General features: G+C 63.0%; 7 protein-coding genes. All 7 read right to left on the bottom strand.

The features are described from left to right. Nucleotides 1-169: 169 nt before the first annotated feature. Nucleotides 170-1,588, bottom strand: coding sequence for an FAD-dependent oxidoreductase (locus SB756_RS14350; protein ID WP_341797000.1), 1,419 nt, complete (start codon nt 1,586-1,588; stop codon nt 170-172). Between the two features lie 123 nt (nt 1,589-1,711). Then, nucleotides 1,712-6,157, bottom strand: a complete 4,446-nt coding sequence (gene gltB, locus SB756_RS14345; RefSeq protein WP_410911013.1) for a glutamate synthase large subunit — start codon at nt 6,155-6,157, stop codon at nt 1,712-1,714. Nucleotides 6,158-6,530: 373 nt separating this feature from the next. Then, nucleotides 6,531-8,135, bottom strand: a complete 1,605-nt coding sequence (locus tag SB756_RS14340; RefSeq protein ID WP_341797002.1) for an SPOR domain-containing protein — start codon at nt 8,133-8,135, stop codon at nt 6,531-6,533. Between the two features lie 15 nt (nt 8,136-8,150). Further along, nucleotides 8,151-9,248 (bottom strand): 3-dehydroquinate synthase, encoded by a 1,098-nt coding sequence (gene aroB / locus SB756_RS14335; protein WP_234226551.1) that lies wholly within the window; start codon nt 9,246-9,248, stop codon nt 8,151-8,153. 97 nt (nt 9,249-9,345) lie between these two features. Then, a complete protein-coding gene (gene aroK, locus SB756_RS14330; protein WP_024717571.1) occupies nt 9,346-9,864 on the bottom strand; it encodes a shikimate kinase AroK in 519 nt (172 codons plus the stop codon). A 4-nt stretch (nt 9,865-9,868) separates the two neighbouring features. Then, nucleotides 9,869-11,137 (bottom strand): type IV pilus secretin PilQ, encoded by a 1,269-nt coding sequence (locus SB756_RS14325; RefSeq protein ID WP_410911012.1) that lies wholly within the window; start codon nt 11,135-11,137, stop codon nt 9,869-9,871. Then, nucleotides 11,061-12,062, bottom strand: a complete 1,002-nt coding sequence (locus tag SB756_RS14320; protein ID WP_341798934.1) for a pilus assembly protein PilP — start codon at nt 12,060-12,062, stop codon at nt 11,061-11,063. Before SB756_RS14320 ends, SB756_RS14325 begins: the two co-directional genes overlap by 77 nt. Nucleotides 12,063-12,068 lie beyond the last annotated feature (6 nt).

Below are 12,068 nucleotides of genomic sequence, written 5' to 3'. Positions count from 1 at the left end.
CGTTTTGTCTATTGGATGCCACAGATCAAGCGTTTTTGTATACAAAAATGCCCTGGGGGCTGCTTTGCAGCCCTATTCGCGGCACAAGGCCGCTCCTACAGGGAATCGCATATCTCCTGTAGGAGCGGCCTTGTGCCGCGATGGGCCGCAAAGCGGCCCCAACAATGGATCAGACTTCCAGATAGTCCAGGATACCTTCGGCAGCCGTACGCCCTTCGAAGATGGCGGTTACCACCAGGTCCGAACCGCGCACCATGTCGCCACCGGCAAACACTTTCGGGTTACTGGTCTGGTGCTTGAACTTGCCCTTCTCCGGGGCTACCACGCGGCCCTGGCTGTCCAGCTGGATGCCATGCTGCTCGAACCACGGCGCCGGGCTTGGGCGGAAGCCGAAGGCGATCACCACGGCATCGGCCGGCAGGATCTCCTCGGAACCCGGTATCGGCTCAGGGCTGCGGCGGCCACGGGCATCCGGCTCGCCGAGACGGGTCTCGACCACCTTCACGCCTTCCACCTTGTCCTCACCGACGATAGCGATGGGCTGGCGGTTGTAGAGGAACTTCACGCCCTCTTCCTTGGCGTTTTTCACCTCTTTGCGCGAACCCGGCATGTTGGCCTCGTCACGGCGATAGGCGCAGGTGACCGCTTGCGCGCCCTGGCGGATCGACGTGCGGTTGCAGTCCATTGCGGTGTCACCACCGCCCAGCACCACAACCTTCTTGCCCCGCATGTCGACGAAGTCTTCCGGCGACTTCTCGAAGCCCAGGTTGCGGTTGACGTTGGCGATCAGGAAGTCCAGCGCGTCATGCACGCCCGGCAGGTCCTCCCCCGGAAAGCCGCCCTTCATGTAGGTGTAGGTACCCATGCCCATGAAGACTGCGTCGTACTCGGCGAGCAGCTGCTCCATGGTGATGTCGGTGCCCACCTCGGTGTTCAGGCGGAACTCGATGCCCATGCCGGTGAACACTTCACGGCGGTTGCTGAGCACGGTCTTTTCCAGCTTGAACTCAGGGATGCCAAAGGTCAGCAGGCCGCCGATTTCCGGGTTCTTGTCGAAGACCACCGGGGTTACCCCAGCGCGTACCAGCACGTCGGCGCAGCCCAGGCCAGCCGGGCCGGCACCGATGATGGCGACGCGCTTGCCGGTTGGCTTGACCTTGGACATGTCCGGGCGCCAGCCCATGGCGAAGGCGGTGTCGGTGATGTATTTCTCCACCGAACCAATGGTCACCGCGCCGAAGCCGTCGTTCAGGGTGCAGGCACCTTCACACAGACGGTCTTGCGGGCACACGCGGCCACACACTTCCGGCAGGGTGTTGGTCTGGTGCGACAGCTCGGCCGCAGCCAGGATGTTGCCTTCGGACACCAGCTTCAACCAGTTGGGGATGAAGTTGTGCACCGGGCACTTCCATTCGCAATACGGGTTACCGCAACCCAGGCAGCGGTGCGCCTGCTCTACGGACTGCTGCGGCTTGAACGGTTCGTAGATTTCCACGAACTCCTTCTTGCGCTGGCGCAGCAGCTTTTTCTTCGGGTCCTTGCGGCCCACTTCGATGAACTGGAAGTCGTTATTCAGACGTTCAGCCATTTTTCAAAACCTCTTTACAGCAGCTGCAAGCTACACGCTGCAAGCCGCAAGACGATCACTTAAGCCGGGCAAACCTCGTACTGCCTTTACGTGCAGCTTGAGGCTTGCCACTTGCAGCTGTTTTTACTGCGGGTTGGCACGGGTGCTGGACAACAGTTGCTTCAGGTTGGCTGCCTTCGGCTTCACCAGCCAGAAGCGCCGCACGTAGTCGTCCAGGTTCTCCGAGAGCTCACGCCCCCACTCGCTGCCGGTTTCTTCCACATACTCGCCAAGGACGCGCGCCAGGTGGCTGCGGTAGGCCTCCATCGCTTCACCACTGATACGCTGGATTTCCACCAGCTCGTGGTTGAGCTTGTCGACGAAGCTATTGTCCATGTCGAGCACGTAGGCGAAGCCGCCAGTCATGCCAGAACCGAAGTTGTAACCGGTCTTGCCGAGGACGCAGACAAAGCCGCCGGTCATGTACTCACAGCAGTGATCGCCAGTGCCCTCGACAACAGCGTGGGCGCCGGAGTTACGCACAGCGAAGCGCTCGCCCGCAGTGCCCGCGGCAAACAGCTTGCCGCCAGTGGCACCGTACAGGCAGGTATTGCCGACGATGGCGCTGTGCTGGGTTTCGAACGGGCTGCCGGCTGGCGGCACAATGGTGACCTTGCCACCGGTCATGCCCTTGCCAACGTAGTCGTTGGCATCGCCTTGCAGGTGCAGGTTCAAGCCACCGGCGTTCCACACGCCGAAGCTCTGGCCCGCAGTACCCTTGAAGCGGAAGGTGATCGGGTTGGCGGCCATGCCCTGGTTGCCGTACAGCTTGGCGATTTCGCCAGAGATACGGGCGCCGATGGAGCGGTCGCAGTTGCAGATGTCGAGGCTGAACTCGCCACCGGCCTGATCGCGGATCGCCGGCAGGGCCATTTCCACCATCTTCTCGGCCAGCTCGCCCTTGTCGAACGGTGGGTTCTTGTCGACTTCACAGAATTGCGGCTTGTCTGCCGGAATGTGCGAACTGCCCAGCAGCGGCGACAGGTCCAGGTACTGCTGGCGCTCGGTATCGCCTGGTAGCATTTCGAGCAGGTCGGTACGGCCGATCAGCTCGCCCAGGCTGCGTACGCCCAGCTTGGCCAGCCACTCACGGGTTTCTTCAGCGACGAAGGTGAAGAAGTTGATCACCATGTCGACGGTGCCGATGTAGTGGTCCTTGCGCAGCTTGTCGTTCTGGGTGGCCACGCCGGTGGCGCAGTTGTTCAGGTGGCAGATGCGCAGGTACTTGCAGCCCAGGGCGATCATTGGCGCGGTACCGAAGCCGAAGCTTTCGGCGCCGAGGATGGCCGCCTTGATCACGTCCAGGCCGGTTTTCAGGCCGCCGTCGGTCTGTACCCGTACCTTGCCGCGCAGGTCGTTGCCGCGCAGGGTCTGGTGGGTTTCGGCCAGGCCCAGTTCCCACGGGGCGCCGGCGTACTTGATCGAGGTCAGCGGCGAAGCACCGGTACCACCGTCATAACCGGAGATGGTGATCAGGTCGGCATAGGCCTTGGCAACGCCAGCGGCAATGGTGCCGACGCCGGCTTCCGCCACCAGCTTGACCGATACCAGCGCCTGCGGGTTGACCTGCTTGAGGTCGTAGATCAGCTGCGCCAGGTCTTCGATCGAGTAGATATCGTGGTGCGGCGGCGGCGAGATCAGGGTCACGCCCGGTACCGCATAACGCAGCTTGGCGATCAGGCCGTTGACCTTGCCGCCCGGCAGCTGGCCGCCTTCACCCGGCTTGGCGCCCTGGGCAACCTTGATCTGCAGCACTTCGGCGTTGACCAGGTATTCCGGGGTCACACCAAAGCGGCCAGTGGCCACCTGCTTGATCTTGGAGCTCTTGATGGTGCCGTAGCGCGACGGGTCTTCACCGCCTTCACCGGAGTTGGAACGCGCGCCCAGGCGGTTCATGGCCTCGGCCAGCGCTTCGTGAGCCTCTGGCGACAGTGCGCCCAGCGAGATACCAGCGGAGTCGAAGCGCTTGAGGATGGCCTCCAGCGGCTCGATCTGCTCCAGCGCCAGTGGCTGGTCGGCCACTTTCACCTTGAGCAGGTCACGGATCATCGACACCGGGCGCTGGTCGACCAGCGTGGTGTATTCCTTGAACTTGGAGTAGTCGCCCTGCTGCACGGCGGCTTGCAGGGTGTTGACCACGTCCGGGTTGTAGGCGTGGTACTCGCCACCGTGGACGAACTTCAGCAGGCCACCTTGCTGGATCGGCTTGCGCGCACTCCAGGCTTCGGCCGCCAGCAGCTTCTGGTCGCTTTCCAGGTCTACGAAGCGCGCGCCCTTGATGCGGCTGGACACGCCCTTGAAGCTCAGGCCGACCACTTCCTCGGCCAGGCCGATGGCTTCGAACAGTTGCGCACCGCGGTAAGAGGCGATGGTGGAGATACCCATCTTCGACAGGATCTTCAGCAGGCCCTTGGAGATGCCCTTGCGGTAGTACTTGAACACTTCGTCCAGGTCGCCCAGCACTTCGCCGGTACGAATCAGGTCAGCCAGTACTTCATACGCCAGGTACGGGTAAACGGCCGAGGCACCGAAGCCCAGCAGCACGGCGAAGTGGTGCGGGTCGCGGGCAGTAGCGGTTTCTACCAGGATGTTGCTGTCGCAACGCAGGCCCTGTTCGGTCAGGCGGTGGTGTACCGCGCCAACGGCCAGCGAAGCGTGCACCGGCAGCTTGCCCGGGGCGATGTAGCGGTCGCTCAGCACCAGCTGGGTCTTGCCAGCGCGCACGGCTTCTTCAGCCTGGTCGGCAATGTTGCGAATGGCCGCTTCCAGGCCGACGCTCTGCTCATAGTTGAGGTCGATCAGCTGACGGTCAAAACCTTCGCGCTCCAGGTTCATCAGCGAACGCCACTTGGCGGGCGAGATGACCGGCGAGCTGAGGATGACCCGCGAAGCGTGCTCCGGGGACTCCTGGAAGATGTTGCGCTCGGCGCCCAGGCAGATCTCCAGCGACATCACGATGGCTTCGCGCAGCGGGTCGATCGGTGGGTTGGTCACTTGGGCGAACTGCTGGCGGAAGAAGTCGAAAGGCGAACGCACACGCTGCGACAGCACGGCCATCGGCGTGTCGTCACCCATCGAGCCAACGGCTTCCTGGCCCTGCTCACCCAGCGGGCGCAGCACCTGGTCACGCTCTTCGAAGGTGACCTGGAACATCTTCATGTATTGCTTGAGCTGGTCAGCGTCGTAGCTGGCCGCGCCCTGGTCGTCGGTCAGCGTCGCCTGAATGCGGGTAGCGTGCTGACGCAGCCAGCGCTTGTAAGGGTGGCGCGACTTCAGGCGGTTGTCGATGGCGTCGGTGTCGAGGATCTGGCCGGTTTCAGTGTCCACGGCGAGGATCTGACCCGGGCCGACACGGCCCTTGGCCAGCACTTCCTCAGGCTGGTAACCCCATACGCCGATTTCCGAGGCGATGGTGATGTAGCCATTGGTGGTAGTCACCCAGCGCGCCGGGCGCAGGCCGTTACGGTCGAGCAGGCACACCGCGTGGCGGCCTTCGGTCATGACGATACCGGCCGGGCCATCCCACGGCTCCATGTGCATGGAGTTGTATTCGTAGAAGGCGCGCAGGTCGGCGTCCATGGTCTCGACGTTCTGCCAGGCTGGCGGCACCAGCATGCGCACGCCGCGGAACAGGTCGATGCCACCGGTCACCATCAGCTCCAGCATGTTGTCCATGCTCGACGAGTCGGAACCGACGCGGTTGACCAGCGGGCCGAGCTCCTCGAGGTCGGGGATCTGGTCATTAGCGAACTTGGTGCGACGGGCCATGGCCCAGTTGCGGTTGCCGGTGATGGTGTTGATCTCGCCGTTGTGGGCGAGGAAGCGGAATGGCTGCGCCAGCGGCCATTTCGGCAGGGTGTTGGTGGAGAAGCGCTGGTGGAACACGCAGATCGCGGTTTGCAGGCGCTCGTCACCCAGGTCTGGATAAAACGCCGCGAGATCGCGCGGCATCATCAGGCCTTTGTAGATGATGGTCTTGTGCGAGAAGCTGCAGATGTAGTGGTCGCTGTCGTGGGCGTTAGCCACCGACGAACGGCGACGGGCACTGAACAGCTTGATAGCAAATTCCTGGTCGCTCAGGCCTTCACCGCCGATGAACACCTGCTCGATCTGCGGCAGGCGCTCCAGGGCCAGGCGGCCGAGTACGCTGGTGTCGATCGGTACCTTGCGCCAGCCGACCAGTTTCAGGCCAGCGGCGAGGATTTCGCGGTCCATGTTGGCGCGGGCAGCTTCGGCTTTGACCGGGTCCTGGTTGAAGAACACCATGCCGACGGCGTACTGCTTGGGCAGTTCGACGGCGAAGTGTTCCTGGGCCACGGCTCGCAGGAATTGATCGGGCTTCTGCATGAGCAGACCGCAACCGTCGCCGGTCTTGCCGTCGGCGTTGATACCGCCGCGGTGAGTCATGCAAGTCAGCGCCTGCATGGCGGTTTGCAGAAGGTGGTGGCTCGGTACGCCCGTCATATGGGCGATCAGGCCAAAACCACAGTTGTCCTTGAATTCTTCGGGATGGTACAGACCTGTTTTCATAGACACATTCTCACCAGGTTCACCTCTCAACGGAGGCAAATCTCTTTTTTAACAACCACTTACCATCCACGCCGATCAAACGCCAGCTTTTTTGCGGTGGTCATGGAAAACCATTGTTGCACAGCGACAGCGATGCCCACAAATTTTCATGTCTCACCATTGAAAATTTATGTCGCAATTTTGAATGTTTTTGCGCCATGCGCCGTGATAACGGCTTGGCTCGAGTCTGAAGCGTTTCAGCCATGACTGCAACTAGGGGCTTGTGGCCGGCAGTCTGGGACAGAAAAGCCTGCCGCGTTGAAACGCAGCAGGCTATTCGAAAGTCAGTAATCGCTCAGCAACTGGGCGGCGGGGTGATGCCGCCCGGAAGGTATCAGCGGGCCGTGGCCAGCTCTTGTTGGACGCTGCCGACGGTACGTGGCCAAGGTTTACCAGCCTGGACCTTCTCTGGCAAGTTCTTGATTGCCGCAACCGCTGCATCGCGGTTGGCGAAGCTGCCATAGGTGACTACGTACAGCGGCTTGCCCTGCAGGTTTTTCTTGAAGTAGCGATAGTCGCCACCCTGGCTCTTGACGAACGCCTGGGCCGAGGCCTCGGAGCTGGTGCCCAGGATCTGCACCACGTAATTGCCCGGTTTCTGCGCGGAGTACCAGCCGCTGTTGCCGCTGCCACTGGCGGCAGGTTTTTCGGCAGGCTTGGCGGCCGGCTTGGCCACGGCGACCTGGGTAGGCGCGGGTGCAGGCTTGGCAGGTGCAACCGGCTTCGCAGGCTGGGTTGCAACAGGCTTAGGCGCAGGCGCAACCGGCTGTACCGGCGCAGTAGCCACAGGCTGTGCAGGCACAGGTGCCGGGCCAGCGGGCACGCCTTGCGGCGGCGCAATGGTGGTCACGGTTGGCGGCGGGTTGCCAGGCTGCAGGGCAGTGTCACCCGCCGGGCTGCCTTCTTCACCCTCACCCATGCCCGCGGCCTGGGCCAGCGGTTCGCGCATTACAGGCTGGGACTGGCCAACCAGTGGCAACGGCATCGGCTGGGAAGAGCCGGAGAACTCGATATTGGCACCCTGCTTGCCGTCGCCAAGCGGCAACTGGGCCTGGGCGGCTGGCGCCTCAGCGGGTGGCTTGTCGCCTTTCTTGGGCATCAACACCGCGGCCGCAACAGCGACCACGACCACAGCGGACAGCGCGAGCACATGTTTTTTAGGCATCTTGAACCCCATGGATGGTCGCTTGACCGTCGAACGGCTGGCGATCATGGCTTCGATCAAAGTGTCACGGGCGACCTGGTTGATGTTGCCAGGCCAGCCGTCGGAGTGTTCATGGATATCGACGATCTGTTCACGGCTGAACACCTCGATGCCCCGGCCAGCCCCTTCCAGGCGCTGCTCCAGGTACTCGCGGGTTTCTTCTTCACTGTAGGGGGCAAGCTCGATGATGTGGAAGCGTTCTTCCTCGACATTGAGCTCGTCCAGCCCGGCAATCAGTGAAGGCTCACCGAACAGGAACACGTGCGGGCGCCCTTCCGGCACCCCCGCCGCCAACTCCAGCAACGCTTGGAGTGCCGACTCGTCGAGTTGTTCCGCATCGTCCACCAGCAAATACACTTCCTGCCCGGTCAGTGCCAGCTGCACCACCTTGGACAGGATCGCCTGCACTTCGGGCTGGGCCACACCCAGGTCCTGAGCGACCTGGGCAAGCATGCTGGAAGCATCGCTGGCACTGCGGGCAGACACCACCACACTCTGCACAGCCTGCTTGTTGGTGCTGGCCACCAGGGCCTGGCGCAGCAGCGACTTGCCGCTGCCCAGCGGGCCGCTGACCACCAGCATCAGCTGGCTGTAGCGCGCCAGGTGGTGCAGTTGGCCAAGCACGGGCTTGCGCTGGGCCGGGAAGAACTTGAAGCCGGGCACACGGGGCGCGAACGGATCGTGGCTCAACTGGTAATGGTCGAGAAAGGCCTCATCGGCATGCAAACTGGTCATTGCGCTGTCACAACCTCAAAGCTGGGCCACGATCGCGCGGTAATCCGCCGACAGCGTGGCCTGAAGAATCTCTTTCGGATAGTCGTCGGTCACAACGGCCTCGCCCATCTGGCGCAACAGCACCAGACGCAAGCGGCCGTCGATCACTTTCTTGTCGACCGCCATGTGCTCCATGAAATGCGCCGGGGTCATTTCCTGTGGTGGCACCACCGGCAAACCTGCGTCCTGCAACAGGCGGATTCCGCGATCGCGCTCGGCCTGGTCGATCCAGCCAAGGCGCATGGACATTTCCAGGGCCATCACCGTGCCCGCCGACACGGCTTCGCCGTGCAGCCACACGCCGTAGCCCATGTGGGTCTCGATGGCATGCCCGAAGGTATGCCCCAGGTTCAGGGTGGCCCGTACCCCGGACTCGCGCTCGTCGGCACCGACCACTGCGGCCTTGGCCGCGCAGGAGCGGCGGATGGCTTCGGTCAATGCAGCCGAATCGAGGGTGCGCAAGGCCTGCATGTTGTCTTCAAGCCAGCCGAGAAACGGCTTGTCGCAAATCAGGCCGTACTTGATCACTTCGGCCAGGCCAGCAGACAGTTCGCGCGCCGGCAGGGTCTTCAGGCTGGTGGTATCGATCAGCACCGCATTGGGCTGATAGAAGGCACCGACCATGTTCTTGCCCAGCGGGTGGTTGATACCGGTCTTGCCGCCCACCGACGAGTCGACCTGGGAAAGCAGGGTAGTCGGCACCTGGATGAAGTCGACACCGCGCTGGTAGCAGGCGGCAGCGAAGCCGGCCATGTCACCGATCACGCCGCCGCCCAGGGCAACCACAGTAGTGCGACGATCATGGCGGGCTGTCAGCAGGCCGTCGAAGATCAGCTGCAGCGTTTCCCAGTTCTTGTGGGCTTCGCCATCGGGCAATACCACCGGCAGCACCGAGTAGGCACCCAGGGTCTTGCTCAGGCGTTCGAGATACAGGGGCGCGACGGTCTCGTTGGAAACGATGGCGACCTGCCGGCCGGCAATGTGCGGCGCCAGCAGCTCGGGCTGGTCCAGCAGGCCTTCGCCAATGTAGATCGGGTAGCTGCGCTCGCCCAGGTCGACCTTAAGTGTCTGCATGTATCCCCACAATGTACTTGGGCGCGGCGCCATTCGGGCAACCCACGCGCTATCGTTGAACCTCGCCTCGGCGCTGGTGGCCGAGAATAGTCCCGGGTTAACGGGGCGGCAACTGCTGCAAGCGTTCGAGAATATCGATCACCACCATGCGCGGCGGCCGCTCGTCGGTTTCCACCACCACGTCGGCGATCTCGCGGTAGAGCGGGTCGCGGGCTTCCAGCAGGGCGCGCAGGGTCGCCTCGGGGTTGGCGGTGCGCAGCAGCGGGCGATTGCGATCACGCGCGGTACGGCCAACCTGCTGTTCCACCGAGGCATGCAGGTAGATCACCCGGCCGCCCCGGCGCAATGCCTGGCGGTTGGCTTCGCGCATTACCGCGCCACCGCCGGTGGCCAGGACCACGCCGTCAAGTGCGCACAGTTCGGCGATCATCGCCTGCTCGCGCTCACGGAAACCTGGCTCGCCTTCCTTGTCGAAAATCCACGGGATGTTGGCGCCGCATCGCAGTTCGATTTCCTTGTCGGAATCCTTGAACAGCAGGCGCAGCTCTTTGGCCAATAGGCGTCCGATGGTGCTTTTACCAGCGCCCATGGGCCCCACAAGTATCAAATTTCGCACAGAATCAACGACTCACAGCAATCGCCTGGTCACTCATGATACGCGGAGTCAGGAAGACCAGCAGCTCGGATTTTTTCTCTTGTAATGCATCGCGTCGAAACAGCCGCCCAACATACGGCAGATCGCCTAAAAATGGCACCTTGTCGACCACATTGTTTTGCGAAGTCGAGTACACGCCACCGATCACGATCGTTTCGCCGTCCGCCACGCGAACCTTGGCATTGACCTCGTTCTTGCGGATCGGCGGTACGTTGTTCAAGGCATTGACGTAATCCGGCTCGTCCTTGGTCACCCGGACCGCCATGATCACCTTGTTGTCCGGGGTAATCTGCGGGGTCACCTCCAGCGACAGCGAGGCTTCGCGAAAGGCGACCGAGGTGGCGCCGCTCTGGCTGGTTTCCTGGTAGGGCACTTCGGTGCCTTTGAGGATCCTGGCCGTTTCCTTGTCGGCCGTGACCACCTTGGGCTGCGAGATGATTTCGCCGTTACCGCTTTTTTCCATGGCGCTGAGTTCCAGGTCGAGCAGCACGCCGCCGCGCAGCAGGCCCAGGCCGACACTGCTGCCCGCCCGCTCCACGCCGAGGTCGATGAACAGCTCCTTGCCCGGCCGCAGGTTTTCACCGTACAGCGGCCCGCCCCAGCGCACCCCCAGGCTTTTCTCGTAGTCGACATTGGCCTCGACGATACGTGCCTCGATCGCCACCTGGCGCACCGGCACATCCAGCTGCGCGACCAGTTGTCGCAACTCGGCCAGGCGTTCGGCGGGCTGGTGCGCCACCAAGGTATTGGTGCGCTCATCGACACCCAGGCTGCCACGAACGGCGAGTGTGCTGTCATCCGCCAGACTGGTCATCAACAGCTCGACCAGTTCGGCGGCGTTGGCATGGTGGATCGGTATCAATTCACGGCGTAACGGCTGCAATGGTGCATCCGGCAACAGGCCGACATGAGCATCAAACGGCTGCGGGGCAAAAGCTGCCGCAGGCGCCACCAGCAGCACATTGCCCTCTTGCTGCCGGGCAAGGCCCTTGCTGCGAAGCACCAGGTCAAGCGCCTGGTCCCAGGGCACGTCCTGCAACCTCAAGGTCACGCTGCCCTGCACGTCATCGCTGGCAACCAGGTTTACGCCCGCATAATCGGCCAGCACCTGCAGCACAGAACGCACCTCCACATCCTGGAAGTTCAACGACAGGGGTTCACCCTGGTAAGGCGTCGCCGACACCAGCGGGATCGGCAGCAGGGCTGCCAACATCCATTTCATCACTCTCTTCATTCTGGTTCGAGGCCTCCTTGCCCACGCGGTTTGCAAGGGTGATGAACGCTGTGCGCTCGTGCCACACCCCTGCCATGAATAGCCGTTCGTGCACTTCGACCTGGCCTTGATCAATCCGCGCCACCACACCGTGGTTACGCCCCAAGCGCTCACCTGCCCGCACGCGATAGAGCCTGCCAGCCGCCATCAACAGAGCCTCATGCGCCGCACCTCGCGACAGGCTGCCGACCATTTCCAGTTGCGCCAGCGGCACGCTGGCCAGCCCGGAGCCAGCGGTTCGCGTCGCCCCTGGCGCGAAGGGGTCGACCGCAGGCACTGGCGTCGCGGCCATGGCCGGCATATGCGCAAGCACGTCAGGTGCCGGTACGGGCGCGGTGGCCTGGAAGGCATCGACCCGCAGTTGCAGACGCAATAGGCCGGGCTGACCCTCGACTGCGGCCAGGCTCATGTCACCGCTGCGCAGCAGGCGTGCCTGGCCCAGCCAGTCGCCCAGCCACTGACGCAAGTCCACGTAACGCCCCACCACCTGTATTTCCAGCGGTACTTTCCAATAGCCCGCCTGTTGCTCGGCTTCTTGTACGTCGAACCGCTCGACCAGCAACCCGTGCACATGCCCTGAAGCCGCCAGGCGCTCAAGCAGATCGCTCATGCCCTCCCCTGCGGCCAGGTGCCAGTGGGCCTCCAGCAACCGCCGCTCGGCAAAAACCAGAGACGCCTGCAAACGCTCCAGCTCGACCAGCTGCGCCGCACTGGCTGCCTGCTGCTCGTTCAATGTGGCGTGCCTGGCCGCCTCCTGCGCCTGCTGCTGTAAACCTGCCGGCAGGCGAAACGCACAACCCAAGCCGAACACCAGCACAGCGACCAGCACTGGCGCGATACGCCTGATGCTTCTGGAACGCTCGGCTACCGCCAGCCAGGCGAGGATCGGCGC

The sequence above is a fragment of the Pseudomonas sp. SIMBA_068 genome (assembly GCF_046534705.1).
Taxonomy (GTDB): domain Bacteria; phylum Pseudomonadota; class Gammaproteobacteria; order Pseudomonadales; family Pseudomonadaceae; genus Aquipseudomonas; species Aquipseudomonas putida.
The sequence above is the reverse complement of the archived record's forward strand: the minus strand, read 5'-3'. Positions and strand labels throughout refer to the sequence as shown.

Excerpts from the sequence above, each read along its gene's own strand:
- SB756_RS14350 (WP_341797000.1), bottom strand. The coding sequence starts at position 1,588 with ATGGCTGAACGTCTGAATAACGACTTCCAGTTCATCGAAGTGGGCCGC.
- gltB (WP_410911013.1), bottom strand. The coding sequence starts at position 6,157 with ATGAAAACAGGTCTGTACCATCCCGAAGAATTCAAGGACAACTGTGGT.
- SB756_RS14340 (WP_341797002.1), bottom strand. The coding sequence starts at position 8,135 with ATGACCAGTTTGCATGCCGATGAGGCCTTTCTCGACCATTACCAGTTG.
- aroB (WP_234226551.1), bottom strand. The coding sequence starts at position 9,248 with ATGCAGACACTTAAGGTCGACCTGGGCGAGCGCAGCTACCCGATCTAC.
- SB756_RS14325 (WP_410911012.1), bottom strand. The coding sequence starts at position 11,137 with ATGAAGAGAGTGATGAAATGGATGTTGGCAGCCCTGCTGCCGATCCCG.